We start from the raw sequence: 23,588 nt of genomic DNA, 5'->3' as shown, positions 1-23,588 counted from the left end.
GGTTTGGATAAGCCATGTTTTCCCCTCCCATGGGGTGCGGCCACTACATCTAGTGGTGTGCGGCCTGCGAGCCACTAATTCTAGGGGGGTGCAGATTGTACGGCAAGTGTCAAAATGTTGCAGGCGGAGAGAGTCCGCCGCTCGTATAGGTAATTCGGACCTCTGTTTTTAGACAGCCAGCAACCATGCATGTTTCACGCAAGAAGGGGCACGAAGGGCGCGTGAACTGCGGCCTTTGCGATGCGTGAAACAGCGGCTCGGCGTCGGCACGCTCTTGAGCGAGGGCGAGATTCTACAGGTGTCGGGAGCGAGGCGCCCGTTCGGGCGAGCGTGGTTCTCTTATCGACCCAGGGGAATCCCGGCAACGCCGGGACCGGCTCAGGCCAAGCCCATTGCGGCTGTGCCGCAGCGCCCGTCGTGTCGCCAGCGCCGGATCAGGATTGCCCGCCCGGGGGGGGCAATGCGTCCCAGCCGGTCTCCCGGCCATAGCGCTGCCAATCGAAAGCCGGGCCGGGGTCGGTCTTGCGGCCGGGCGCAATGTGCTCGTGGCCGCGCACGGCCGTCAGCGGATACCGGGCGCGAAGGGCAGGCGTGAGCCAGGCGAGCGCGCGGTACTGCGCGTCGGTGAAGGGAACCGTGTCGCAACCTTCCAGCTCGATGCCGATCGAAAAATCGTTGCAACGCTCGCGGCCATCGTGGAACGACACGCCGGCATGCCAGGCGCGTCGCTCGGTGCTCACGAACTGGATGACGGACCCGCCACGGTCGATGAGGAAATGGGCCGAGACCTTCAGGCCGCGCAGGCACCCGAACCAGGGATGGGCGTCGCAATCGAGCGTGTTGGTAAACAGGGACTCGATGTAGGGGCCGCCGAACTCGCCCGGGGGTAGGCTGATATTGTGCAGCACCAACAGCGAGACCTCTGTGCCGGCCGGCCTGTCGTCGACGTTCGGCGAGGGCACGATGCGGACCGCCGGGTGTTCGAGCCAGCCGTGCGGATCGAGCCGGGCGGGCGTGTCGAAAGGCGTCATCTGCCCGGCCCCTTGAGCGAGTGGGCGAGCGTGCAATAGTTGTAGCCCTTGCGCCGGACGGCTTCCGAACTAGGTAAGTGAATGCCGCAATGAGCACAGCGGACCATCCCGTCGGCGGGAAAGCGCGTGGCATCGGCTCGCCGGGCGGCACGGCGCTGGCCTTTCACAGCGCTTCGAGCCGCGATGCGTGCCACCAGCAGCGCGACCAAAATGACAAAAACCCAGAAGAGAAGCTTGCCCATGGGCGAACAGAGTCCTGACGGCGGTTGGCGAGGGCGCTACCCGGTTACTTCTTCAAGATGAACTCGAGCACGAAGCGGGTGCCCGTATAGGCCAGCAGCAGGAACGCAAAGCCGACCAGCGTCCAGCGCAGCGCGATGCGCCCGCGCCATCCCCAGACCTCGCGGCCGAGGAGCAGCGTGCCGAATGTCATCCATGACAACAGCGTGAAGATGGTCTTGTGATCGAGCGGCAGCACGACGCCCGAGAGAGACAGCGAGATGACGATGCCGGTGATCACGGCCAGCGTCAGCAGCACGAAGCCTATCCAGATCAGGCGGAACAGCAGGCGCTCGAGCACCAGCAAGGGGGGCACGGCGTCCAGGAGGCGCGCATACACTCGCGCCGCGTGGCCCCGCTCGGGCGGCGCGCTGGCCGAGATGTCGTGCAGCCGGCGGTCTGCCGAGGCCATCAGCAGCGCGTGCAGGGAGGCGATGGTGATCATGCTGTAGGCTGCCATGGAGAGGGCGAGGTGCACGCGCAGCCAGCCGCTGTCGGCATGGGCGATCACCCGGCCTTCCGGAAACAGTACGACGACCAGCGTGCCGACTGCGCCCAGCGGCATGAGCCAGAGCCGCAACCCGTCGATGGCGACCCAGAGGCTTTCGGCCCAGTAGACGATGAGTCCCAGCAGTAGCGCGGCGGAGATCCCGAGGGCAAAGCCCAGGCGCAAGTGACCATCGCCAAGCATGGCTTGCTGGACCGCGCAGCCGTGCGCGACCAGCACCAGCGCCAGCCCCAGGCGTTCGACCAAGCCCGTCCGGGTTTCGGGGTGCAAGGAGACGGCTCGCCACGCGAGCGCCGTCAACAAGGCGTAACCGGCCGAGGCCAGTGCGTGCAATACAATTCCCATATCCATATGGAAGTGTAAGCGATCCTATTCATGCTCGATAACCTTACCGCCCGGCTGTCCCGCGTCGTCAAAACCCTGAAGGGAGAGGCCCGGCTGACCGAGGCGAATACGCAGGAAATGCTGCGCGAGGTGCGCCTGGCCTTGCTCGAGGCGGACGTCTCGCTGCCTGTCGTGCGCGAATTCATCGCCAAGGTCAAGGAAAAGGCGTTGGGCGAGGAGGTCATGGGCAGCCTGACGCCCGGCCAGGCCTTGGTCGGCGTGGTTCACAAAGAGCTGACCGCCTTGATGGGAGGCGACCTCGGTCCGTATGCGAGCGAGCTCTCGCTGGCCCAGCAGCCCCCGGCGGTGATCCTCATGGCGGGCTTGCAGGGCTCGGGCAAGACCACCACCACCGGCAAGCTGGCGCGTTGGCTGGCCGAGGGCGGCCATGTCCAGAACGGGCGCAAGACCGGCAAGAAGAAAGTGCTCGTGGTCAGCGCCGACGTCTACCGTCCGGCGGCCATCGATCAGTTGAAGACCGTTGCGGCCCAGGCTGGCGTCGACTTCCTGCCTTCGTCCTCCGACCAGGCTCCCGAGGAGATCGCCCGCCAGGCGATCGACCATGCCCGCCGTCATTTCTATGACGTGCTGATCGTCGATACCGCCGGGCGCCTGGGCATCGACGAAGCAATGATGAACGAGATCCGGGCCCTGCACGCCCTGCTCAACCCCATCGAGACCTTGTTCGTCGTCGATGCCATGTTGGGGCAGGACGCGGTCAATGTCGCCAAGGCCTTCAACGACGCCCTGCCGCTCACCGGCGTGGTACTGACCAAGCTCGACGGCGACGCGCGCGGCGGGGCGGCGCTGTCGGTGCGCCATGTGACGGGCAAGCCGCTCAAGTTCGTCGGCGTGTCGGAAAAGCTGGCCGGCCTGGAGCCCTTCCACCCCGAGCGCATGGCGCAACGGGTCCTCGGCATGGGCGACATCCTGTCTCTGGTCGAAGAGGCCCAGCGCGCCATCGACGTCGACGAGGCACAGAAGCTCGCCGCCAAGCTCAAGTCGGGCGACAAGTTCGACCTCAACGACTTTCGCGCCCAGATCGCGCAAATGAAGAATTTGGGCGACATGGGCTCCCTGCTCGAGAAGCTGCCGGCGCAATTTGCGCAGGCGGCGTCGCAGGTCGATGCCAAGCAGGCGAGCCGGCAGATCCGCCGCATGGAGGGCATCCTGAATTCCATGACCGAGCTGGAGCGCAGCAAGCCCGAAATCCTCAAGGCCTCGCGCAAGCGCCGCATCGCCGCAGGCGCCGGTGTCCAGGTGCAGGAGGTCAACCGCCTGCTGTCGCAGTTCGAGCAGATGCAGGCCATGATGAAGCAGATGAAAAAGGGCGGCATGGCCAAGATGATGCGTGCCATGGGGGGCATGAAGGCCCTGCGGGGCATGAAAGGATTGCCCGGCTTCAAGTAAGGAAGAAGAGCGGCAGGCGCGGCGGCAATAACTCAATATATATAGAGAGGGTTCTCTGCGTGTGCACGGTGTCCGCGATATGACGAAGGCGGACTCTCGCGTCGGGGAGGGCGCTGGCGCCTCTCCCACCGGTGGCCCGCACGGGCAGGCCGGGTGGCCCGGGGAGTTGGGGTGGGATGCGTCCGCACCCGGGCGGCTGGTCGTGCGCGGCGACTGGACCCTCGTGCACCATGCCTGGTTGCGTGCGCAACTCGATCGCGTGCAAGCGGAAAACGTCGCTAGCTTGGCGCTGCAGGGACTCACCGCGATCGATACCGCCGGCGCTGCGTTGCTGGTCCAAGCCGTAGGCCCGGAAAAGCTGGCCCGGTGCGTAGAAGCGGAGGCAGGGCTGGATTCCGCCCGCCGTGCATTACTGCTTGCCGTCGCCTCGGCGGCCGCAGATGCGGCCGAAGCGACGACCCCGCGCCGCGAAGGCACGATGCGCGAGCTGCTCGGCCGCATTGGCCGGGCAGCCGAAGTCGTCTGGGCGCACGCGGTCAGCCTCCTGGGGTTCATCGGGTTGACCTTGCAGGCCCTGGCGGCGGCTGCCGTCCGTCCGCGCCGCTGGCGCATTACCGCGACCGTCGCGCAAATCGAGCAGACCGGCCTGGATGCGGTTCCCATCATCGCGCTGTTGACCTTCATGGTGGGCGCGGTCGTGGCGTTCCTGGGCGCGACGGTATTGCGCGACTTCGGCGCGACCCTCTATACCGTCGACCTCGTGGGGTTTGCCTTTCTGCGGGAGTTCGCCGTGCTGCTGACGGCCATCCTGATGGCCGGGCGGACTGCCAGCGCGTTCACGGCCCAGATCGGGTCCATGAAGGCCAACGAGGAAGTCGATGCCATACGCGCGCTCGGACTGGATCCGGTCAATCTGCTGGTCCTGCCGCGCGTGATGGCGCTGTTGATCTCGCTGCCGCTGCTCACCTTTCTTGCCATGCTGACCGGCATCGCGGGGGGCATGGCGGTGTGCGCCATCAGCCTGGACATTCCGCCCGCCATGTTTCTCGGCATCCTGCGCGAGCACCTGGATTTGCGCCATTTCTTCGTGGGCATGGTGAAGGCGCCCGTCTTTGCTTTCATCATCGCCGTCATCGGCTGCCTGGAAGGGTTCAAGGTCGCGGGTAGCGCGCAGTCAGTGGGCGAGCATACGACCTCCAGCGTGGTGCAGTGCATTTTCATGGTCATTTTGCTCGACGCGCTGGCGGCCCTGTTCTTCATGGAGATGGGATGGTAAGCGGGACGCCCCTGGTCCAGGTGCGCGGCTTGGTCAACCAGTTCGGCCGGCAGGTCGTCCATCGCGACCTGGACCTCGATATCTACCGGGGGGAAATCCTTGGCGTCGTCGGCGGTTCCGGCTCGGGGAAGTCGGTGCTGCTGCGCTCTATCGTGGGCCTGCGGCGACCCACCGCGGGCGCGGTCCACGTCTTCGGCCAGGACCTCACTGCCTTGCCTGCCGGGCCGCGCTCGAGGCTGGAGCGGCGCATGGGGGTACTGTTCCAGCGCGGCGCGCTGTTTTCCTCCCTGACCGTGGCGGAGAACGTCGCGCTGCCGTTGATCGAGCATGCCCGGCTGCCACGCGCCGAGGCCGAGCGCCTGGCACGCATGAAGCTGGCGCTGGCCGGGCTTCCGGCCGACGCCGGGAACAAATATCCTGCCTCCCTATCAGGCGGCATGGTCAAGCGCGCTGCACTGGCCCGCGCATTGGCGCTCGACCCCGACCTGCTGTTCCTGGACGAGCCGACGGCGGGCTTGGATCCCATCGGCGCAGGTGCGTTCGACCAATTGATCCTGACCTTGCGCAATGCGCTGGGACTGACGGTGTTCTTGGTCACCCATGACCTGGATACGCTTTATACGATCTGCGACCGGGTCGCCGTCCTGTCGCAGAAAAAGGTGCTGGTGGCCGATCAGCTCGACGTCGTCGAGCGCGTCGCCGATCCGTGGGTGCAGGAATACTTCCAGGGGCCCCGCGCCCGCGCGGCGGCCTATGCTTCGACCCGCGCCGTTCGAATGGATGAATGAGATGGAAACACGCGCGCATCACGTCGTCATCGGATTGTTCGTCCTCGTCGCGGTCACCGCCGGGCTATTGTTCGCGCTGTGGCTGGCGAAGACCCATTCCAACGCCAAGGTTTCTGAATTCGACGTCGTTTTCAATGAGGCGGTGAACGGGCTCTCGGTAGGGAGCGCCGTCATGTACAACGGCATCCGGGTCGGGGACGTCGCCCGGCTGGCACTCGACCCGGCCGATCCGCGCAAGGTCGTGGCGCGCATCCGGATCCGCAGCGATGTGCCGATCAAGGAAGACACGAACGCCCAGCTGCGCCTGACCGGCGTGACGGGCACCGCTGTCATCCAGCTTGGCAGCGGGACGCCGGAGAGCCCGCCCCTGGTCGGCAAGGAAAACGAGGTGCCTGTAATCATCGCCTCGCCGTCGCCTTTGCACCAATTGTTGGCCGGCGGAGAAGACTTGATGCTCAATATCAATGAGCTGGTCGCAAGCTCGCGGCGCATCCTGTCGGACGAGAACGCGCAGCAGCTCACGCGCGTGCTGCGGAATTTGGAAGAGGCGACCGGTGCGATCGCCGCCCAGCGCGAGGATTTCGCCGCACTGGTGCAGAGCCTGTCGCGGGTGAGCCGCCAGGCCGATGAAGCGCTGCAGCGCACTTCCGCGCTGGTGGGCCATGCCGACCGCCTGGTCGCCGAGCAGGGGCCCGTCACGATGACGAGCGCGCAGGAGGCCATGCAGTCCCTGGCGCGCGCGGGCGCCAGCATCGATGCGCTGGTCCAGGAAAATCGCGGCGCGATCAGCAATGGCGCGCAAAGCCTCAACGAGCTCGGCGCGGCCCTGCGAGAGTTGCGCTCGACCTTGGCGTCGCTGCGCACCATTACCCGGCGCCTGGAGGATAACCCGGCCGATTACCTGCTGGGCCGCGAACAGCCCAAGGAGTTCACCCCATGATCCCTGTCCGCCGTGCCGGCCGACTGGCCGCCATCGCTGCGTTGTCGTGGATCGCGGCCTGCTCGGTGTTGCCCGAGCGCCGTGCCGTCGACGTCTATCGCCTGCCGTCGGCATTGACGCCGCCGCCTGCATCCACCAACGGCCGGGGAACGCTGCGGGTGACGATGCCGAACACCACGTATCGCTTGGAAAATCCACGCATCGCCGTCATCGCCGAAGCCAACCGCATCAGCAGCTACGCCGGGGCGCGATGGGCCGACATCCCGCCGGTCATGATGCGCGACAGGCTCACCGAAGCCCTGCGCGCCAACGGTCGATTCCAAAACGTGACGACTTCGGACAGCAACGTTCAGGCTGAACTCGAGCTGGATACCGACCTGAGGGCCTTCCACAGCGAATACCGCGGGGGCGAGCCTTATGCCGTCATTGCGCTGCAGGCGCACTTGGTGGCCCCCGCCTCGCGGCGCATCGTGGCTTCGCGCGCCTTCGAGGTCTCGGAACGGTCGGACGGGACGGGCGTGCCCTTCGTCGTGGATGCCTTCGGCCGGGCGGCGGATGCCGTTGCGCGGCAGGTCGCGGACTGGGCGGCGGCCCAGGAGCGTCCGGCGGAGCCTGCCGTCCCGCTGCGCTGATTCCGGTTCCGGTCAGCCCGCGAAGCGCGGTTCGGGCAGCCCGCGGCAACCGGTGTGGATGGCGAACAGGCCGCCCGCGAGCGGTTCCCGCGACAATTGGTCTCCCAGGCGCTGCGAATGGCTGGTGACGAACATGATGTCCAAGTTGTCCCCGCCGAAGGCGGGGCACGTCGGATTGGACACGGGTAGTTGAATCACGCGGTCCACCTCGCCATCGGGCGTATGCCGGATGACTTGGCCGCTCGCGACCATGGCGGTCCAGAGGCAGCCGTCTTCGTCGATGGCGGCGCCGTCGGGGCGGCCTTTTTGGTGGCTCCAGTCCTTGAACACGCGTTGGCGGGTCACGACGCCGTCGTCCGGGTCGTAGTCGAACGCCCAGATCAATTGACGGTGCGTGTCGGCGAAATACATGGTGCGATCGTCCGGGCTCCAGGCGATGGAGTTGGGCACGACAATGCCTTCCAGTATGGTCCGGCAGCGCAGGTCCGGTTCCAGGCAGTACAGCTTCCCACCAGGAATGCGCTCGGCATCGACCATGCTGCCGACCCAGAAGCGGCCGCGCCGGTCGCATCGTCCGTCATTGAGCCGGTTGCCGGGCAGGTCGGGCTCGGGGTTGAACAGCGGCCGCGGCGGCTCGTTGGCATCGGGATCGTAGGTATAGAACCCCGAGTTGGTCGCCAACAGGAAGCCGCCGTCGCGGCGCATCGCCATGCTACCGATCAGCATGCCTTCGGCGACCCGCCGCGCCATGTGGCGGCCGGTCGCCGGGTCGTAGGACTGAAGCGCCGCGCGGCGCACGTCCACCCACCACAATAGGCGCGTGCGGTCGCACCACATGGGCACTTCACCAAGTATGTCCGCGCCTGCCACTACGCATTCGTAGCGATCTCCCGTCGACGTGCCCATTGCTGCTCCTCCAGTTGGCCACAAATTGTGGATATTATCAACCAGTTAGTTGATCGAATCAATTAATTGGCGAATAATGCGTGCTCGATAATCATCATATACAGAGGGGACGCAGCAAATGAATGGTTCTGGCAGGACTCGGTCGTGGCGCCCAGGCGCAAGTTGGGTGGTTTCCGCGTTGGCGGCATGGGTTGGCATGGCCCCGATGGCGCCGGCCCAGGCGGAAAATTTCCCCGCCCGCACGGTGCAGATCGTGGTGCCTTTCCCGCCCGGCGGCTTGACCGACGGCTTGGTCCGCCAATTGGCGACCGAGCTCGGCAAGAAGTGGAAGCAGAGCGTCGTGGTCGAGAACCGGGGCGGGGGCGGCACGACGATAGGGACGGCGCAAGTGGCACGGGCCGAAGCCGACGGCCATACCCTGCTCTTTACCAGCACGGGATTCGTGACCAACCAGATCCTGATGAAGTCGCTGCCTTATGAGCCTGACGCGCTTGCGCCGGTGGCCATGGGCGGCACGGCCGCCAATGTCTTGTACGTCCACCCCAGCGTCCCGGTGCAGGACGTAGCTGGGCTGCTCGCGTACGCCAAGGCACATCCGGGGGAGCTCAAGTTCGCTTCGACCGGCAACGGGTCTAGTCCCCATTTGACGGCGGAGCTGCTGGCTTCGGAAGCCGGGATCCCGATCTTGCACGTGCCGTACAAGGGGGCCGGCCCGGCCTTGGCCGATTTACTCGCCGGGCACGTGAACGCGATGTTTCACTTCCCGGCTTCGCTTGCCCTGGTCAAGCAGGGGAAGTTGCGCGCCATTGCCGTGGCGGCCGAGGAGCGCTTGGTCGAAGCGCCCGACCTGACCACCTTCCCCCAGGCGGGGCTGCCGGGGGTGGTCTCAGGCAGCTGGTTTGGTTTCTTCGCGCCGGCCGGCACGCCGGATGCCGTGAAGGATCAAATCCACCGTGACGTATCCGAGGCGCTGAAAGTGCCGCACGTGCAGCGTTACATGCGCGATTCGGGGCTGGTCGACACGGGCATGACGCGCGCCCAGTTCGCCGCCTTCATCGCCAACGAGCGCAGCAAGTGGGAGCGAGTCATCAAGGCGCGCAACATCCGGAGCGAATAGCCGGCCCCGTCCCCGGCGGCGCGCTCTCGCGCTGCCGGGGAGGAAGGATTAGTTGGCTTGCCCGAGCTTGGCCAGCACGGCGGACAGGCCATCGGCGGCGGGCACCTTGGATGCAGCGTCTTCGCGCCGGCCCTGGATTTCGATCACGCCGTCCTTCAGGCCTCGGTCGCCGACGGTGACCCGCACCGGCACGCCGATGAGCTCCCAGTCCGCGAACATCACGCCCGGGCGCTCGTCGCGGTCGTCCAGGATGACGTCCACGCCCGCCTGCTTGAGCTCTTTGTAGAGCCGCGTCGCCGTTTCGCGCACTGCCTCGCTCTTGCCCCAGCCTACCGGGCATACGACCACCTCGAACGGCGCCAGCGCACGCGGCCAGATGATGCCCCGGGCATCGTGATGCTGTTCGATGGCGGCCCCCACCAGGCGGGTGACGCCGATGCCGTAGCAGCCCATCTGCATCAGCGCCGGCTTGCCGGTTTCGTCCAGGTACGTCGCCTTGAGCGCCGCCGAGTACTTGGTGCCGAGGAAGAATACGTGGCCCACTTCGATGCCCCGCTGGATGGACAGCGTGCCGGTGCCGTCGGGGGCCGGGTCGCCTTCGACGACGTTGCGCAAGTCGGCGACGAGCTCGGGCTCGGGCAGGTCGCGCCCCCAGTTGACGCCGGTGTAGTGGTGGTCGGCTTCGTTCGCCCCGGTCACGAAGTCGTGCATGTTGGCGACCGTCCGGTCGGCCACGATCTTGACCGGCTTGGCGGTGCCGACCGGCCCGATGAAGCCGGGCACGCAGCCGAAATGCTCGACGATTTCAGCGTCGGTGGCGAAACGGTAGCCGCGGTCGAGGCCGGGGATCTTGCCAGCCTTGATCTCGTTGAGCTCATGATCGGCGCGCAGGAGCAGCAGCCAGATTTGCACGGGCTGGCCGGCTTCCTCCGGCTCGACCGCGAGCACCACGGATTTGACGTGGCTGGTCAGCGGCAGGCCCAGGAGCTCGGCCACCGCCTCGCACTTGGTCCTGCCCGGCGTCGGCACTTTCTGCATGGGCTGGCTGGGCGCGGCCCGCTGGGCAATCAGGCAGGGCGCCTCGGCCAGCTCGATGTTGGCGGCGTACTGGGTGGCAGGGTTGTAGACGATGAGGTCTTCACCCGTGTCGGCGATGACCTGGAATTCATGGCTGCGCGAGCCGCCAATCGATCCGGTGTCGGCCGCCACGGCACGGAAAGTCAGCCCCATGCGGGTAAAGATCCGCACGTAGGCCTCGTACATGGCGTCGTAACTCTTTTGGGCGCCGGCCTCGTCCCGGTCGAAGGAGTAGGCGTCCTTCATCGTGAACTCGCGGCCGCGCATCACCCCGAAGCGGGGGCGGCGCTCGTCCCGGAACTTGGTCTGGATGTGATAGAAGTTCTTGGGAAGCTGGCGCCAGCTGTGGATTTCGTTGCGCGCGATGTCAGTGATGACCTCTTCCGAGGTCGGCTGCAGGACGAAATCCCGCCCGTGGCGGTCCTTGATGCGAAGTAGCTCGGGGCCGTACTGCTCCCAGCGGCCCGACTCCATCCAGAGCTCGGCAGGCTGGACCACCGGCATCAGCAGCTCCAGGGCGCCCGCCCGGTCCATTTCCTCGCGGATGATGCCTTCGATCTTGCGGATCACGCGCAGGCCTAGGGGCATGTAGGTATAGATTCCGCCGGCGAGTTTGCGGATCATACCCGCGCGGGTCATGAGTTGGTGACTGACGATTTCGGCGTCGGACGGGGCTTCCTTGAGGGTGCCGATATGGAACTGCGATGCGCGCATTGCGTTGCTCACGTGTATGGATACGGGTTTGGCCCCCTGGGCCTATAATCGACTCAATTGTATGAGAATCGCTGGGGTGGCTCATGCTGGATCGTGAAGGTTACCGTCCCAACGTCGGCATCATCCTCGTCAACCAGAAGAACGAGGTCTTCTGGGGCAAGCGGGTCAACGAACATTCCTGGCAGTTTCCGCAGGGCGGCATCAAGTACGGCGAGAGCCCCGTCCAGGCGATGTTCCGCGAGCTCCATGAAGAGGTGGGCCTCCGGCCCGAGCATGTCCGGATATTGGGTCGCACACGCGACTGGTTGCGCTATAACGTGCCCGAACACTTCGTGCGACGCGAGTGGAGGGGGCACTACAAAGGGCAGAAGCAGATCTGGTTCTTGCTCCGGATGCTGGGCCGCGACAGCGATGTCTGCCTGCGCGCGTCGCCGCATCCCGAATTCGACGCTTGGCGCTGGAGCTCTTACTGGGTGCCGCTGGATTCCGTGATCGAGTTCAAGCGCGACGTGTACACGCTCGCCTTGAACGAGCTGGCGACGGTGCTGTTCCGCCGCAATCACGAAACCCGCTATCTGCGCCAGCACGTGGGGGCCCACCGGCGCGGCCCGGTCGAGCCGCAGCCGGCGCCTGTCCTGCCTGGGGACGCCCACGAAGGTTGATCTTCCCTACGGGGCCCGGGGCGGGCCGGCGTGGATTCGGGTATCGTCGGGGTTCCGACTCGTAGTGGAAGAGGATGATGCATAGTGATTTCCACGGAAAGCGCTTGGCGCGATCCGTAAACCGGACTTTTGCTTGGATCGGGGCCGCGTGCGTGGCCGCCGCCGTGGCCGGCTGCGGCAGCCAGCCACGCGATGGCAACTACCTGCTCGACGACATCGACGCCCAGCGCAATCTACCGGACGCCGGCTGGGAAGCCTTGCGGTCCAAGCTGCCTCCCGTGCCGACCGAGAAGGACGTATTGCCCATCGAGCCGCTGTCCCGCACCGATCACTTCCGCTTCGGGGTGGATCCGCGCTCGATCGAGATCGCGCCCGGCCTCATCGTGCGCTACACCTTGCGCGCCGTGAGCGACCTGGGTGCCGAGAATATTTCCTATGAATCGGTGCGCTGCGGCCGGCGCGAATGGCGTGCCGTGGCCTTGTACCGCCCCGGCGCCGGCTGGCAGCGCGCCGTGCATGACGACTGGCGCGACCTGATTCCGGGTACTGTCCAGCACGTGCTTCGCAATGGCGTGTTCTGCTCCGGCGGTGCGCCGGCCGGCCAGACGCCCGCCGACTTGGTCTACCGGTTGCGCAACTGGGAGCGCTACGCCGACGGCTTGGCCGGGCGCAATTCCCTCTGAAGGCGGGGCGCCTTGCGGCGCCTCAGCATCCCACCAGGGTCACGACGACGTGCCGCCTATGCGGCCGTAGCCGGTGTTCCCACAGGTAAATCCCTTGCCAGGTGCCCAGGGCCAGGTCGGCGCCGGCCACGGGCACCGTCACGCTGACTGCCGTCAAGGCGGCCCGTACGTGGGCGGGCATGTCGTCCGGCCCTTCCGCATCGTGCGCGTACATGGGATCGCCGTCAGGTACCAGGCGCCCGAAGTAGCGTTCCAGGTCTTTCCGCACGTCAGGGTCGGCATTTTCGGTGATGAGCAGCGAACAGCTGGTGTGGCGGGTGAAGATGTGCGCCAGGCCGGCCTGCACGGCGCTGGCGCGTACTAGGCGCCGGACGTGTTCGGTGATTTCGGTAAAGCCGCGGCCCGGCGTCTCGATGGTGAAGCTGTGCTGGAGGACGGAGGCGGGGGACGGTTTCATGGGTTGCGGGCGTGGGGGAGTCTTTTTCCCTATTCTGCCGCTCGGGGCTGGCGCCGGAAACAAAAAACGCACAGTTTGAACTGTGCGCTTGCGTGCCTGAGACAGGCTTGTCCGACCAGATGAATGGTCGGGGCGAGAGGATTCGAACCTCCGACTCCTGCGTCCCGAACGCAGTACTCTACCAGGCTGAGCTACGCCCCGACTTGACTTTCCGGCTTCTTGCAGGCTCGTGCGCCTGCGCAAAGCCGCATTTTACTTTCAGCGATCTCGGTTTATCGCGAAAGCGCAGAATTCTAACAGAGATTCTCGAAAAGCGGAAACGGGGTACCCGGAAATCGCGGCGATTGCCGCTTGGGCTTCCCGTTCGGCCCGGGCGCGAGTGTAATCCAGCGCGTCCGATTCGCGTATGGCGGCGGCCACGGCCGCGAAATCGCCTTCGCCTTTTTCGATGGCGGTGCGCACCAGCGCCTGCTGGGCCGGCGTGCCGACGTCGAGCAGGCGGATGAGCGGCAGCGTCGGCTTGCCTTCGCGCAGGTCGTCCCCCAGGTTCTTGCCCAGCGCCTCGGTGTCGCCGCTGTAGTCCAGCACGTCGTCGATCAATTGGAAGGCCGTGCCCGCGCGGCGCCCGTACTCGGCTGCCGCGGCTTCGTGCTCCGGCGTGGCGCCCGCCAGGACCGCGCCGAGCTGGGCCGAGGCCTCGAACAGCCGGGCGGTCTTGTAGCGCACCACCTGCAAGTAGCGTTCCTCGGTCACCAGCGGGTCGTGCACGTTCAGCAGCTGGAGCACTTCGCCTTCTGCGATGACATTGGTCGCATCGGCGAGAATTTGCATCACGCGCACCGAGCCCGTTTCCACCATCATCTGGAACGAGCGGGAATGCAGGAAATCGCCCACCAGCACGCTGGCTGCATTGCCGAACACCGCGTTGGCGGTGGCGCGCCCGCGCCGCAACGACGATTCGTCGACCACGTCGTCGTGGAGCAGGGTGGCGGTATGGATGAACTCCACGACCGCAGCCAGCAAGTGGTGCTGCTGCCCTTCGTAACCCAGGGCGCGCGCAATCATCAAGAGCAGGGCCGGGCGCATCCGCTTGCCGCCTGCGCCGATGATGTAGTCGGCGATGGTGCGGATGAGCGGGACGTCGGAGTCGAGGCGTGCCCGGATGACGGCATCGACGCACTTCATGTCGTCGGCGATGGGGGCGAACAGGGTCGGCAGGCTCAAGGGGAATCCGTGGGTAAACTGGCTGGTCGCAGCCAGGGGGTGCGACAATGCCGAAATACGAAGGGCCGGCGGTGCGCGCCGGGCCACGATGGCCGCCGCACAACGCCGGGCAAGGCGTTTTTCCCGGCAGCCACAGATTATACGAGGCAGAAGCTCTTGCGGCCGATGGCTTGACGCAACACGCAAATTAGTGTTATTTTCTAGAGTTCAGCCTTCCTTTCCTATCCCGCTTGTCAGCTTGTCTTGCAAGCGCGATCGGTTCCTTGGGGCTGTGGCGATTCTTTTTTTACGGCCTGGGGGCATTCCCTTTCCCTGCCGTAGTTCTTTGTACCTAAGAGGTCATCCCATGTACGCGGTCATAAAAACCGGCGGAAAGCAGTATCGCGTTGCCGCCGGCGAGAAACTCAAGATAGAACAGATACCGGCAGACATTGGGCAAGAAATCACGCTGGACCAGGTCCTGGCAGTGGGCGAAGGCGATCAACTCAAGGTCGGCACGCCCCTTCTGTCCGGTGCCGTGGTCACGGCCAAGGTTCTTGCGCACGGTCGCCACGACAAGGTCCGTATCTTCAAGATGCGTCGGCGCAAGCACTATCAGAAGCGCCAAGGCCACCGTCAAAACTACACCGAAATCCAGATCGGCACCATTTCCGCCTGATCGCGGGCCGGCCCGGCCGGCCGTCGGAAGTAGTCAAGAATCGGTAACTGAACAAGCAGGAGTGCAAGCATGGCACAGAAAAAAGGCGGCGGTTCCACCCGGAACGGCCGTGATTCCGAAGCGAAACGCCTGGGTGTCAAGGCCTATGGCGGTCAAGTGATCTCCGCCGGATCGATCATTGTGCGTCAACGTGGCACGCGTTTCCATCCCGGCGTCAACGTCGGCGTGGGCAAGGACCACACCCTGTTCGCCCTGGTCGACGGTCGGGTGCAGTTCGGCGTGAAGGGCGCTCTGCGCAAGCAGACCGTTTCCATCGAGCCGGTGTAATCCTTTTCCCCTGCCTGCGACTCGCGATCCCGGCCTGCCGGGGAGCTTGAGAGGGCGGGGGGAGTCGGAGCGGTGGTTGCGCTGCTCTGGACAGGACGCTCGCCGACCTGAGTCGTAGCTCCGAGGCGCGAAACCGCCTCGACGAGAACAGCGCCGCCGCGCCATCCTGAGCGCGGAGGCGTTTTTTTATTATCATCGCAAGTCTGTTTGCAAGGACGCTAAAGTCCCATCTCCAGGCGCCGCCCGATCCGGGAGCCCGCGCGCCGGCTTCACCGCTCTGCCCGCATCGGCTGTTCGCGCGGCGTGGCGCGAGGTGAGAGATGGGCCTCTCTCTATGAAATTCGTCGACGAAGCCACCATCGAAGTGATTGCCGGCAAAGGCGGCAATGGCGTGGCGAGCTTTCGCCGCGAGAAATTCATTCCTTTCGGCGGTCCCGACGGTGGGGACGGCGGCCGGGGCGGCAGCGTGTACGCCGTGGCCGATCGCAACATCAACACGCTGATCGATTACCGTTACGCGCGCGTGCACCGGGCGCAGAACGGGGAGCAGGGCAGCGGTTCGGACCGGTACGGGGCGAGCGGGCGCGACATTACGCTGCGCATGCCCGTCGGCACCATGATCTACGATGCGGAAACCAACGAGCTGCTGTTCGACCTGGCCACCCATGGCCAAAAGGTTGTGCTGGCGGCCGGCGGCGCCGGTGGGCTGGGCAACTTGCATTTCAAGTCCAGCACCAATCGCGCGCCGCGCCAGTTCACGCACGGCCGGCCGGGCGAACACCGCAAGCTGCGGCTGGAGCTCAAGGTGCTGGCCGACGTGGGCTTGCTCGGCATGCCGAACGCCGGCAAGTCTACGCTGATCCGCAAGGTATCGAACGCGCGGCCCAAAGTAGCCGATTACCCGTTCACGACGCTGCATCCCAACCTGGGCGTGGTGCGCACGGATGCTGAGCGCAGTTTCGTCATTGCCGACATTCCCGGGCTGATCGAAGGCGCTTCGGAAGGGGCCGGCCTGGGCCACCAATTCTTGCGCCACTTGTCTCGCACCCGGCTGCTGCTGCACCTGGTGGACGTGGCGCCCGTGGATCCCGCCGTCGATCCTATCCATGAAGCGCGGGCGATCGTCGAGGAGCTGCGCCGCTACGATCCGGCCCTTTACGAAAAGCCGCGCTGGCTGGTGCTCAACAAGATCGACATGGTGGACGATCCACAGGGGCTGAAGGAAGCGTTCTGCCTGGAGCTGGGCTGGGACGGCCCGGTTTTCTGCATCTCTGCCCTCGCCGGGGACGGGACCCAGGAACTGGTGTGGGCCGTCCAGAACTGGCTGGACGCGCAGCGCGATGCCGAGCGGGGGTTCGACGACGATCCCCGCTTTGCCTCCCGGCCTGCGAGCGGCGATGATGCCCGCGCTTCGTCCGTCGAAGGGACGGAAGTCGACGATGCCCCGGCCGAGGGCGACGACGACTGACTTTTTCATCCCCGCGGCCATTTTCACCTTATTCGCTCACGGTTCTCGATGAATACCCCTTCCGTGATCGCCGCCGCCCGGCGGCTCGTGATCAAAGTCGGCTCCTCGTTGGTCACCGACGAGGGGCGCGGCCTGGACAGGCGCGCCCTCGCGCGCTGGGCCGAGCAGATCGCGCGGCTGCGGGCGCTCGGCAAGGAGGTCGTGCTGGTTTCCAGCGGCGCCATCGCCGAAGGCATGTTGCGCCTGGGTTGGGACAAGCGTCCCACCCTGGTTCCGGAACTGCAGGCCGCTGCGGCGGTCGGGCAGATGGGCCTGGCCCGCGCCTATGAGAGCAGCTTCGCCCAGTACGGGTTGCAGACGGCGCAGATCCTGCTCACGCATGACGACCTCTCGAACCGGCGCCGCTACCTGAACGCCCGTTCGACGCTGTTCACCCTGCTGCGCCTGGGCGTGGTGCCCGTCATCAACGAAAACGATACGGTGGTCACGGACGAGATCAAATTCGGCGACAACGACACGCTGGGCGCGCTCGTGACCAACCTGATCGAAGCAGATGCATTGATCATCCTGACGGACCAGGCGGGCCTGTATACGGCAGACCCGCGCAAGCATCCGGACGCCCAGTTCGTGTCCCACGCACAGGCCGGAGACCCTGCGCTGGAGGCCATGGCCGGCGGGGCCGGGAGCAGCCTCGGCAAGGGCGGCATGCTCACGAAGATCCTGGCCGCCAAGCGGGCGGCCGGCAGCGGGGCACATACCGTCATCGCCTCCGGCCGCGAACCCGATGTCTTGGTGCGCTTGGCCGAAGGCGAGTGCATCGGCACTGAATTGCGTGCTTCCATGCCGCTTTTGTCGGCCCGCAAGCAGTGGATCGCCGACCACCTGCAGCTGCGCGGACGCGTGACAGTGGATGCCGGGGCGGCCTTGGCCCTGACGCGGGACAACAAGAGCCTGCTGCCCATCGGCGTGATCGCCGTGGAAGGCGAGTTCGACCGGGGCGACGTCGTGGCTTGTGTGGACGAGTCTGGGAGGGAGCTCGCCCGCGGCCTGATCAATTACTCCTCCGGTGCCACGCGGCGCATCATGCGCCACCCCTCGAGCCAGATCGAGGCCCTGCTGGGCAGCATGGAAGAGCCCGAGCTGATGCACCGGGACAACATGGTCATACGCTGAGCGGCGCCAGGGCGCTTCGTTTTTCCGCCGCCGCCCGCCGGCGCGGAGGGAGCGGGCGGCACTTGGATCTTGCGCATTCGAGCGCGGCAGAGTAGAAAACGGGCAGCTGTCCTTGGGGGGATATCCCTATGGAAGCGAGGGTTTCCCGCTGGCTACGCTTGAGCGGGGCTGCCGGCCATCGTCCGCGTCCCGTCACCGTGCCGCTACATCGCAGGTTCTTACGGGCAGACGCATGCGCTACATCCTCTCGCTGGATCAAGGCACGACCAGTTCGCGCGCGCTATTGATCGACCATGCCGGGCAAATCGTCGCCCTGGCCCAGAAGGAGTTCCCGCAGTTTTTCCCCCGGCCCGGCTGGGTCGAACACGATCCCGAAGAGATCTGGCAATCGCAGCTGGCGGTTGCGCGCGCCTGCCTCGCGCGTGCGCCGACGTCCCTGGTGGGCAACGGCTATTCGCGGGCGCCAGCCATCGCCATTGGCATCACCAACCAGCGGGAAACCACGATCCTGTGGGATCGCACCACGGGGCGGCCGGTGGCCAACGCGATTGTCTGGCAGGACAGGCGTACGGCGGAGCGCTGCGACCAACTCCGGGCCGAGGGCAAGGAGGCGCTGATCCAGGCCAAGACGGGGTTGGTGCTCGACGCTTATTTCTCCGCGACCAAGCTGCAGTGGCTGCTCGACAACGTACCCGGCGCGCGCCAGCGTGCGCGCAACGGCGAATTGGCGTTCGGCACGGTCGATGCCTGGCTCATCTGGAAGCTGACCAACGGGCGGGTTCATGCGACGGACGTCAGCAACGCGTCGCGCACCATGTTGTTCGACGTGCATCGCATGCAATGGGACGAGGAGCTGCTCGAGCTGTTCGACATCCCGGCCAGCGTGCTGCCGGCTGTCGTGCCATCGTGTGCCGTGCTGGGCGAGACTGAGCCCGAGCTGTTCGGCGCGTCCGTGCCCATCGCCGGCGTGGCGGGCGACCAGCAAGCCGCCACCTTCGGCCAGGCGTGCTTTGCGCCCGGCATGGTCAAGAATACGTATGGCACCGGCTGCTTCATGTTGATGAATACCGGCGCCACCCCCATCCCGAGCGGCAACAAACTGCTGACCACGGTGGGATGGCAGGGGCCGGCTTCGGCCGACCCCGCCACGCGCACGGCCTATTGCCTCGAGGCTTCGGTTTTCATGGCCGGGGCAACCGTCCAGTGGCTGCGCGACGGGTTGAAGATGATATCGAGCGCGTCGGAGATCGAAGCGCTCGCGGCCAGCGTGCCCGATACTGGCGACGTGTTCCTCGTCCCGGCGTTCGCCGGCTTGGGTGCGCCCGATTGGGACGCTTACGCGCGTGGCATGCTGATCGGGATGACGCGGGGCACCACGCGTGCGCACATTGCCCGGGCCGCGCTGGAGTCCATTGCCTTGCAGGCAACCGATGCGCTCACCGCCATGATGGGGGATTCCAGCCTCGCCATCCGCGAATTGCGCGTCGACGGCGGCGCATGCAGCAACGACTTGCTCATGCAAATGCAGGCGGACTTCCTCGGCGTGCCGGTAGTGCGGCCCGGGATCACCGAGACCACGGCGCTAGGCGCCGCGTATCTTGCCGGGCTGGCCACCGGGTTCTGGGCCGACGGAGCCGAGATATCGGCGCAGTGGGAAGTGGACCGGCGATTCGAGCCCTCCATGAGCGAAACCGCGCGTCGTGCCAAGGTCGAGCGTTGGCGCGAAGCCGTGGCCCGATCCCGGGCGTGGGCGAGGCGGTGAGCGCGAGCGTTCCCCAGCCCGCGCGTACCGACCGGGCCGCCTTGTTGGCGCGCCTCGCGGAACCGGTCGATTACGACCTGGCGGTCATAGGCGGGGGGGCGACAGGCCTGGGCGTCGCGCTGGATGCCGCGACGCGCGGCCTGCGGGTCGTGTTGCTCGAAGCGCAGGATTTCGCAAAAGGCACCTCGTCGCGCGCCACCAAGCTCGTCCATGGCGGCGTCCGTTACCTCGGCCAAGGCAATTTCGCGCTCGTGCGGGAAGCACTGCGCGAGCGTCAGGTCCTGCTGCGCAATGCACCCCACCTGGCCCAGCCGCTGCCCTTCGTGGTTCCGGCGTATCGCCTGGGCGAGAAGCCTTTCTACGGCCTGGGGTTGGTGTTGTACGACGTGCTCGCTGGCAAGGCCGGCCTCGGCCGTACGCGGTGGCTGGACCCTCGCGAGACGCTGGTGCGCCAGCCGGCGCTGCGCGCCGACGGGCTTCGTGGAGGAGTCGAATACTGGGACGGCCAGTTCGATGATGCGCGCATGGCGATCGCATTGGCCCGCACCGCCGCGCGGGCAGGTGCCCTGCTGCTCAATTATTGCCGCGTCACGGCGATCGTGCGGGAGGGCGGCCAGGTGGTTGGCGTGCGCTGCGAGGACGGCGAGACGGGCAGGAGTTATGCGGTGCGCGCGCGCTGCGTCGTGAACGCGGCGGGCATCTGGGTGGATGCCGTGCGCGCGCTCGGCCGGGAGTCCGCCCCCTCCGAACCCATGATCACGTACAGCCAAGGTGCCCACGTCGTGGTTCCCGGGAGTTTCCTGCCGGGCGACCGGGCGCTGCTGGTGCCCCGCACCCGCGATGGCCGCGTGCTGTTCGCCTTGCCGTGGATGGGCAAGACCATCATCGGCACGACCGATACCCCGCGCCCGGCGGCCGAAATCGAGCCACGGCCCTTGCCGCTCGAAGTGGATTTCCTGCTCGGCGAGATTGCCCGGTACTTGGCCAAGCCGCCCGGCGTGGAAGATGTCTCGAGCGCCTGGGCAGGGTTGCGTCCGCTCGTACGGACCGACGGTTTCACCAGTACCAAGAACATCAGCCGCGAGCATGTGGTGCGCGTCGAGCGTGACGGGCTGGTGACGGTGGCCGGGGGCAAGTGGACGACGTATCGCGCCATGGCCGAAGATGCCGTGGACGCATGCATCGATGCGGGACTGCTGAAAACGAACAAGCCCAGCCTGACCTCCGACTGGCCTCTGGTGGGCGCCGCATCCGGCCGGCGCCGCTTGGGTGACGGCCCGGGCATCCGGGGGTATGGCAGCGAACAGGAGGCCGTGCTGGCGCTGCCAGGCGCAGAACGCGACCTGGGATGTGGATTGACCGAGGCCATGGTGCGGTTTGCGGCGCGCCATGAGTACGCCCGCACGGTGGAGGACGTCCTTGCCCGGCGCTCACGCTTGCTGTTCCTAGACGTGCGGCTGGCGCTCGAGGCTGCGGACGAGGTTGGCCGCCTGCTGCAGGAAGAGACCGGCCGAGACCCAGGCGTGGCCGCGTTCCGCGAATTGGCGGCGTCTTATTTGCGCTGGTCCGGCGACTCGTCCGGCAGCACCAGTTTCTCCAGGTAGGCCAGGTCTTCGCGCAGCAAGCGCAGCGATTCCTTGACGTCGGGGGTGCGGGCGCGTCGCGTTTCGTCCCGCCGTAGCGCGTGGACGGCGAGGTCCGCGATGGCCTCGGCTACTTCCTCCTTGCTCAGCCGTCCGCTCGGCTTGAACCACCAAGCCGTCCAATTGCACATGCCGATCAGGCTGAACGCTGCTACGTGCGCGTCAACCATGCGGAAGTGCCCGAGCTCGATGCCGCGTTCGATCACATCGCTGAAGTCGGCCAGCACGCTGCGTCGCGCCGATTGCATGGATCTGACCTATGGCACCTGGGGCATGGGCAGCGTCGCCCACATCGGTGCCTCGATGTTCCAGAGCCAGACCGGCACGCAGATGACGCACGTTCCCTTCAAGGAGCTGCCGCAGCTCTATACGGCCGTCGCGACGGGGGAAGTGGATTGGGCCTTCGGCACTGCCGCCACCGTCGCGCAGCTTTACCAGGCCAAGAAAGTGAAGCTGCTGGCGTTGGCGGCCCCCTCGCGGCTGGCGCAATACGACAGTATTCCCACCGTGGCCGAGGCGGGCGGGCCGGCAGGCTTCGAGCTCAAGACCTGGGTCGCGATGTTCGCGCCCAAGGGCACGCCCCAAGCCGTGGTCGACCGCATCAACCAGGCCGTCGCCCAGGCCGTGGTCGAACCCGACGTACGCAAGCAGTTCGATACCTTCGGCTTCGAGGCTTGGCCGGCGTCAGCCTCGGACCTCGCCCAGGCCATGCAAGGCGATACGCTGCGTTTCGACTCAGTGGTTAAGCAGGCAGCCATTTCTCTCGACTAGCCCCAAACAGGAAATGCCATGATGTCTCGTCCCTATCGCATCGGCCAGATCGTCCCAAGCTCCAATACCACCATGGAGACGGAAATCCCCGCCATGCTGCGCGCCCGCGAAGCCGTCCGGCCTGAGCGCTTCACCTTCCATTCGAGCCGGATGCGCATGCACAAGGTCGTCAAGGAAGAACTCGAGGCCATGAACCGCGAAGGCCTGCGTTGCGCGGCAGAGCTGGCTGATGCGCGGGTCGACGTCATGAGCACCGCCTGCCTTGTCGCCATCATGGCGATGGGCCCGGGCTACCACCGCCAGACCGAAAGCGAGCTGGCGGAGGTGGCCCGCGCCAATGGCTGCAGTGCGCCGGTCATGACCTCGGCCGGCGCGCTGATCGAGGGGTTGCAGGAGCTGGGGGCCCGGCGCATCTCGTTGATGGCGCCGTACATGCGGCCTCTGACGGAGCTCGTGGTTCAATACATTGAAAGCGAGGGCATTGAGGTCGTGGATGCCATGAGCTTTGAGATCCCGGACAACCTCGAAGTGGGGCTGCGCGACCCCATGCAATTGGTGCGGGACGTCGAGCGCCTGGATACCCGCAACGTCGATGCCGTCGTGCTATCGGCGTGCGTGCAAATGCCTTCCTTGCCTGCGATCCAGCCGGTGCAGGATCGCCTCGGCATCCCCGTCATATCGACCGCCGTCTGTACAGTTCGCGCCATGCTCGATCGCTTGGAGCTGGAGCCGGTCGTGCCGGGTGCCGGCGCGCTATTGGGCGGGATTTCTCGCTGACGCAAGCGGGGCTCTACCCTGCAACTTCGCAAGTTTGTGAGCGCCAACTTCCCCGCGACAAATTGAATGCGAATTCAACCGAATATTTCAGGCGCGTGACGCCGGCGCGGTTTTGACACTGCCCATGGCCACTGCCATAATCGACCGTTGATCCAAGACTTGGGCGCACCCCCCTCGGGGGAGGGGCCGCTCTTCATAATCCTTAGGGCTTCAAGCACTGGTTTGAAGCCCTTTTGCTTTCCTGCGGGGGAGTTTACATTTGCACACCTCCGTGGCTACTTTGAGCAGATGTGTCCTTGCCATGGGGCTAGAATTCGTCAACGGACCGGCGTCCCCGCAGGGCGTCGAGTGAAACGGTGTTCCTGGTGAATTTATCTGAAGCAATCGTCGACATAACCGCTGCTTTTCGCGATCGTTATTTCTGGACCGCCTTGGGGTGGCAGGATATCCGCACCCGATACAGGCGGTCGGCCCTAGGCCCCCTTTGGATTACCATCAGCACGGCCGTCACGGTGGCCGCGATGGGGCCCTTGTATGGGGCGCTGTTCGCACGTTCCCCGGGTGAGTTCATTCCCCATCTCGCGTTGGGGCTGATATTTTGGGCATTCATGTCGGGAAGCATCAACGAGTTTTGCGATGCCTTCTCCGGGTCGGCCCATTATCTGAAGCAGGTCAAATTACCGCTGACGATTTTCGTGCTGAGGGTAATTTATCGTCAGTTCATTATCCTCGGGCACAACATATTGATTTATCCGATGGTCATGGTGCTCCTGGGTAAATCCGTCAACCTCAATATATTTTGGGCGATTCCTGGGTTGTTATTGGTATCGGTGAATTTATTGTGGATCGGATTGGTGGTCGCGATATTCTGCACGCGATATCGCGACATGCATCCCGTCGTGGGCAGCGTCATGTCCCTGA

The 23,588-nt window shown here is 65.7% G+C and carries 25 protein-coding genes and 1 tRNA gene; 17 read left to right on the top strand and 9 right to left on the bottom strand.

Features of this window, described 5'->3' with window-relative positions; all coding sequences use genetic code 11:
- Positions 1-434: 434 nt before the first annotated feature.
- The 3 genes from ampD to IRZ12_RS04930 are packed head-to-tail and all read right to left on the bottom strand — an operon-like array spanning position 435 to position 2,169.
- The gene (gene ampD, locus IRZ12_RS04940; protein ID WP_296464984.1) at positions 435-1,031 is read right to left on the bottom strand and encodes a 1,6-anhydro-N-acetylmuramyl-L-alanine amidase AmpD; all 597 of its coding nucleotides are present in this window, start codon (positions 1,029-1,031) and stop codon (positions 435-437) included.
- Positions 1,028-1,273 (bottom strand): PP0621 family protein, encoded by a 246-nt coding sequence (locus IRZ12_RS04935; RefSeq protein WP_296464981.1) that lies wholly within the window; start codon positions 1,271-1,273, stop codon positions 1,028-1,030. Before IRZ12_RS04935 ends, ampD begins: the two co-directional genes overlap by 4 nt.
- A 44-nt stretch (positions 1,274-1,317) precedes the next feature.
- On the bottom strand, positions 1,318-2,169 hold the full coding sequence (locus tag IRZ12_RS04930; protein ID WP_296464975.1) for an inner membrane protein YpjD: 852 nt from the start codon (positions 2,167-2,169) through the stop codon (positions 1,318-1,320).
- 24 nt (positions 2,170-2,193) lie between these two features.
- Between IRZ12_RS04930 and ffh the strand changes: the two genes are divergently transcribed.
- From ffh to IRZ12_RS04905, 5 genes are all read left to right on the top strand, one after another.
- Positions 2,194-3,612 carry a signal recognition particle protein gene (ffh, locus tag IRZ12_RS04925; RefSeq protein WP_296464972.1) on the top strand — a complete coding sequence of 473 codons (1,419 nt, stop codon included), beginning with the start codon at positions 2,194-2,196 and terminating at the stop codon, positions 3,610-3,612.
- Positions 3,613-3,691: 79 nt separating this feature from the next.
- A complete protein-coding gene (locus tag IRZ12_RS04920; protein ID WP_296464969.1) occupies positions 3,692-4,888 on the top strand; it encodes an ABC transporter permease in 1,197 nt (398 codons plus the stop codon).
- Positions 4,882-5,676, top strand: coding sequence for an ABC transporter ATP-binding protein (locus tag IRZ12_RS04915; RefSeq protein ID WP_296464966.1), 795 nt, complete (start codon positions 4,882-4,884; stop codon positions 5,674-5,676). Before IRZ12_RS04920 ends, IRZ12_RS04915 begins: the two co-directional genes overlap by 7 nt.
- Before the next feature lies 1 nt (position 5,677).
- Entirely contained in the window at positions 5,678-6,616 is a 939-nt protein-coding gene (locus IRZ12_RS04910) for an MlaD family protein (protein ID WP_296464964.1), read from the top strand.
- Positions 6,613-7,248 (top strand): ABC-type transport auxiliary lipoprotein family protein, encoded by a 636-nt coding sequence (locus IRZ12_RS04905; protein ID WP_296464961.1) that lies wholly within the window; start codon positions 6,613-6,615, stop codon positions 7,246-7,248. Before IRZ12_RS04910 ends, IRZ12_RS04905 begins: the two co-directional genes overlap by 4 nt.
- A gap of 12 nt (positions 7,249-7,260) precedes the next feature.
- Here IRZ12_RS04905 and IRZ12_RS04900 read toward each other — a convergent pair whose 3' ends face one another.
- A complete protein-coding gene (locus IRZ12_RS04900) occupies positions 7,261-8,154 on the bottom strand; it encodes an SMP-30/gluconolactonase/LRE family protein (RefSeq protein ID WP_296464958.1) in 894 nt (297 codons plus the stop codon).
- Positions 8,155-8,320: 166 nt separating this feature from the next.
- On the opposite strand from IRZ12_RS04900, the gene IRZ12_RS04895 reads away from it, so the two are divergent.
- On the top strand, positions 8,321-9,271 hold the full coding sequence (locus IRZ12_RS04895; protein WP_296464953.1) for a tripartite tricarboxylate transporter substrate binding protein: 951 nt from the start codon (positions 8,321-8,323) through the stop codon (positions 9,269-9,271).
- A gap of 48 nt (positions 9,272-9,319) precedes the next feature.
- Here IRZ12_RS04895 and IRZ12_RS04890 read toward each other — a convergent pair whose 3' ends face one another.
- Positions 9,320-11,062 carry a proline--tRNA ligase gene (locus IRZ12_RS04890; protein WP_296464949.1) on the bottom strand — a complete coding sequence of 581 codons (1,743 nt, stop codon included), beginning with the start codon at positions 11,060-11,062 and terminating at the stop codon, positions 9,320-9,322.
- A gap of 83 nt (positions 11,063-11,145) precedes the next feature.
- Between IRZ12_RS04890 and IRZ12_RS04885 the strand changes: the two genes are divergently transcribed.
- On the top strand, positions 11,146-11,724 hold the full coding sequence (locus IRZ12_RS04885) for an RNA pyrophosphohydrolase (RefSeq protein ID WP_296464946.1): 579 nt from the start codon (positions 11,146-11,148) through the stop codon (positions 11,722-11,724).
- Positions 11,725-11,828: 104 nt separating this feature from the next.
- Positions 11,829-12,407 carry a CNP1-like family protein gene (locus IRZ12_RS04880; protein ID WP_296464943.1) on the top strand — a complete coding sequence of 193 codons (579 nt, stop codon included), beginning with the start codon at positions 11,829-11,831 and terminating at the stop codon, positions 12,405-12,407.
- A 22-nt stretch (positions 12,408-12,429) separates the two neighbouring features.
- Here the strand turns inward: IRZ12_RS04880 and IRZ12_RS04875 are convergent, their stop codons facing one another.
- The 3 genes from IRZ12_RS04875 to ispB all read right to left on the bottom strand — a co-directional run bounded on the left by IRZ12_RS04875 (position 12,430) and on the right by ispB (position 14,088).
- Positions 12,430-12,864 carry a secondary thiamine-phosphate synthase enzyme YjbQ gene (locus IRZ12_RS04875; RefSeq protein ID WP_296464939.1) on the bottom strand — a complete coding sequence of 145 codons (435 nt, stop codon included), beginning with the start codon at positions 12,862-12,864 and terminating at the stop codon, positions 12,430-12,432.
- A gap of 124 nt (positions 12,865-12,988) precedes the next feature.
- Positions 12,989-13,065 (bottom strand) — tRNA-Pro (locus tag IRZ12_RS04870).
- A 57-nt stretch (positions 13,066-13,122) separates the two neighbouring features.
- Positions 13,123-14,088 carry an octaprenyl diphosphate synthase gene (ispB, locus tag IRZ12_RS04865; protein ID WP_296464935.1) on the bottom strand — a complete coding sequence of 322 codons (966 nt, stop codon included), beginning with the start codon at positions 14,086-14,088 and terminating at the stop codon, positions 13,123-13,125.
- 346 nt (positions 14,089-14,434) lie between these two features.
- Between ispB and rplU the strand changes: the two genes are divergently transcribed.
- The 6 genes from rplU (at position 14,435) to IRZ12_RS04835 (ending at position 21,080) form a co-directional block, all read left to right on the top strand.
- The gene (gene rplU, locus IRZ12_RS04860) at positions 14,435-14,746 is read left to right on the top strand and encodes a 50S ribosomal protein L21 (protein ID WP_296464932.1); all 312 of its coding nucleotides are present in this window, start codon (positions 14,435-14,437) and stop codon (positions 14,744-14,746) included.
- 69 nt (positions 14,747-14,815) lie between these two features.
- Positions 14,816-15,073, top strand: coding sequence for a 50S ribosomal protein L27 (gene rpmA / locus IRZ12_RS04855; RefSeq protein WP_296464929.1), 258 nt, complete (start codon positions 14,816-14,818; stop codon positions 15,071-15,073).
- Positions 15,074-15,407: 334 nt separating this feature from the next.
- Positions 15,408-16,541 carry a GTPase ObgE gene (gene obgE, locus IRZ12_RS04850; protein ID WP_296464927.1) on the top strand — a complete coding sequence of 378 codons (1,134 nt, stop codon included), beginning with the start codon at positions 15,408-15,410 and terminating at the stop codon, positions 16,539-16,541.
- A 48-nt stretch (positions 16,542-16,589) separates the two neighbouring features.
- The gene (gene proB, locus IRZ12_RS04845; RefSeq protein WP_296464925.1) at positions 16,590-17,714 is read left to right on the top strand and encodes a glutamate 5-kinase; all 1,125 of its coding nucleotides are present in this window, start codon (positions 16,590-16,592) and stop codon (positions 17,712-17,714) included.
- A gap of 232 nt (positions 17,715-17,946) precedes the next feature.
- Entirely contained in the window at positions 17,947-19,476 is a 1,530-nt protein-coding gene (glpK, locus tag IRZ12_RS04840) for a glycerol kinase GlpK (protein ID WP_296464920.1), read from the top strand.
- Positions 19,473-21,080 carry a glycerol-3-phosphate dehydrogenase/oxidase gene (locus IRZ12_RS04835; protein ID WP_296464917.1) on the top strand — a complete coding sequence of 536 codons (1,608 nt, stop codon included), beginning with the start codon at positions 19,473-19,475 and terminating at the stop codon, positions 21,078-21,080. Before glpK ends, IRZ12_RS04835 begins: the two co-directional genes overlap by 4 nt.
- Here the strand turns inward: IRZ12_RS04835 and IRZ12_RS04830 are convergent.
- Entirely contained in the window at positions 21,029-21,367 is a 339-nt protein-coding gene (locus IRZ12_RS04830; protein ID WP_296464914.1) for a TetR/AcrR family transcriptional regulator C-terminal domain-containing protein, read from the bottom strand. The two genes, IRZ12_RS04835 and IRZ12_RS04830, sit on opposite strands and share 52 nt — an antisense overlap.
- On the opposite strand from IRZ12_RS04830, the gene IRZ12_RS04825 reads away from it, so the two are divergent.
- The 3 genes from IRZ12_RS04825 to IRZ12_RS04815 form a co-directional block, all read left to right on the top strand.
- Positions 21,366-21,890, top strand: a complete 525-nt coding sequence (locus tag IRZ12_RS04825) for a tripartite tricarboxylate transporter substrate binding protein (RefSeq protein WP_296464912.1) — start codon at positions 21,366-21,368, stop codon at positions 21,888-21,890. The genes IRZ12_RS04830 and IRZ12_RS04825 overlap by 2 nt on opposite strands.
- Before the next feature lie 21 nt (positions 21,891-21,911).
- Complete coding sequence (locus IRZ12_RS04820; RefSeq protein ID WP_296464989.1) at positions 21,912-22,667, top strand: Asp/Glu racemase; 756 nt, start codon at positions 21,912-21,914, stop codon at positions 22,665-22,667.
- Positions 22,668-23,023: 356 nt separating this feature from the next.
- Positions 23,024-23,588, top strand: a 565-nt coding sequence (locus tag IRZ12_RS04815; protein WP_296464908.1) for an ABC transporter permease, incomplete at its 3' end; no start/stop codon positions are given.

The organism is Pigmentiphaga sp., from assembly GCF_019689535.1.
Taxonomy (GTDB): domain Bacteria; phylum Pseudomonadota; class Gammaproteobacteria; order Burkholderiales; family Burkholderiaceae_B; genus Pigmentiphaga.
This window is presented reverse-complemented; position numbering and strand designations above follow the sequence as displayed.

Excerpts from the sequence above, each read along its gene's own strand:
- IRZ12_RS04890 (WP_296464949.1), bottom strand. The coding sequence starts at position 11,062 with ATGCGCGCATCGCAGTTCCATATCGGCACCCTCAAGGAAGCCCCGTCC.
- IRZ12_RS04825 (WP_296464912.1), top strand. The coding sequence starts at position 21,366 with ATGGATCTGACCTATGGCACCTGGGGCATGGGCAGCGTCGCCCACATC.
- IRZ12_RS04830 (WP_296464914.1), bottom strand. The coding sequence starts at position 21,367 with ATGCAATCGGCGCGACGCAGCGTGCTGGCCGACTTCAGCGATGTGATC.
- ampD (WP_296464984.1), bottom strand. The coding sequence starts at position 1,031 with ATGACGCCTTTCGACACGCCCGCCCGGCTCGATCCGCACGGCTGGCTC.
- IRZ12_RS04875 (WP_296464939.1), bottom strand. The coding sequence starts at position 12,864 with ATGAAACCGTCCCCCGCCTCCGTCCTCCAGCACAGCTTCACCATCGAG.
- IRZ12_RS04910 (WP_296464964.1), top strand. The coding sequence starts at position 5,678 with ATGGAAACACGCGCGCATCACGTCGTCATCGGATTGTTCGTCCTCGTC.
- IRZ12_RS04820 (WP_296464989.1), top strand. The coding sequence starts at position 21,912 with ATGTCTCGTCCCTATCGCATCGGCCAGATCGTCCCAAGCTCCAATACC.
- IRZ12_RS04905 (WP_296464961.1), top strand. The coding sequence starts at position 6,613 with ATGATCCCTGTCCGCCGTGCCGGCCGACTGGCCGCCATCGCTGCGTTG.
- IRZ12_RS04885 (WP_296464946.1), top strand. The coding sequence starts at position 11,146 with ATGCTGGATCGTGAAGGTTACCGTCCCAACGTCGGCATCATCCTCGTC.
- IRZ12_RS04915 (WP_296464966.1), top strand. The coding sequence starts at position 4,882 with ATGGTAAGCGGGACGCCCCTGGTCCAGGTGCGCGGCTTGGTCAACCAG.
- glpK (WP_296464920.1), top strand. The coding sequence starts at position 17,947 with ATGCGCTACATCCTCTCGCTGGATCAAGGCACGACCAGTTCGCGCGCG.
- IRZ12_RS04900 (WP_296464958.1), bottom strand. The coding sequence starts at position 8,154 with ATGGGCACGTCGACGGGAGATCGCTACGAATGCGTAGTGGCAGGCGCG.
- rplU (WP_296464932.1), top strand. The coding sequence starts at position 14,435 with ATGTACGCGGTCATAAAAACCGGCGGAAAGCAGTATCGCGTTGCCGCC.
- IRZ12_RS04930 (WP_296464975.1), bottom strand. The coding sequence starts at position 2,169 with ATGGATATGGGAATTGTATTGCACGCACTGGCCTCGGCCGGTTACGCC.
- IRZ12_RS04935 (WP_296464981.1), bottom strand. The coding sequence starts at position 1,273 with ATGGGCAAGCTTCTCTTCTGGGTTTTTGTCATTTTGGTCGCGCTGCTG.
- IRZ12_RS04920 (WP_296464969.1), top strand. The coding sequence starts at position 3,692 with ATGACGAAGGCGGACTCTCGCGTCGGGGAGGGCGCTGGCGCCTCTCCC.
- ffh (WP_296464972.1), top strand. The coding sequence starts at position 2,194 with ATGCTCGATAACCTTACCGCCCGGCTGTCCCGCGTCGTCAAAACCCTG.
- rpmA (WP_296464929.1), top strand. The coding sequence starts at position 14,816 with ATGGCACAGAAAAAAGGCGGCGGTTCCACCCGGAACGGCCGTGATTCC.
- proB (WP_296464925.1), top strand. The coding sequence starts at position 16,590 with ATGAATACCCCTTCCGTGATCGCCGCCGCCCGGCGGCTCGTGATCAAA.
- obgE (WP_296464927.1), top strand. The coding sequence starts at position 15,408 with ATGAAATTCGTCGACGAAGCCACCATCGAAGTGATTGCCGGCAAAGGC.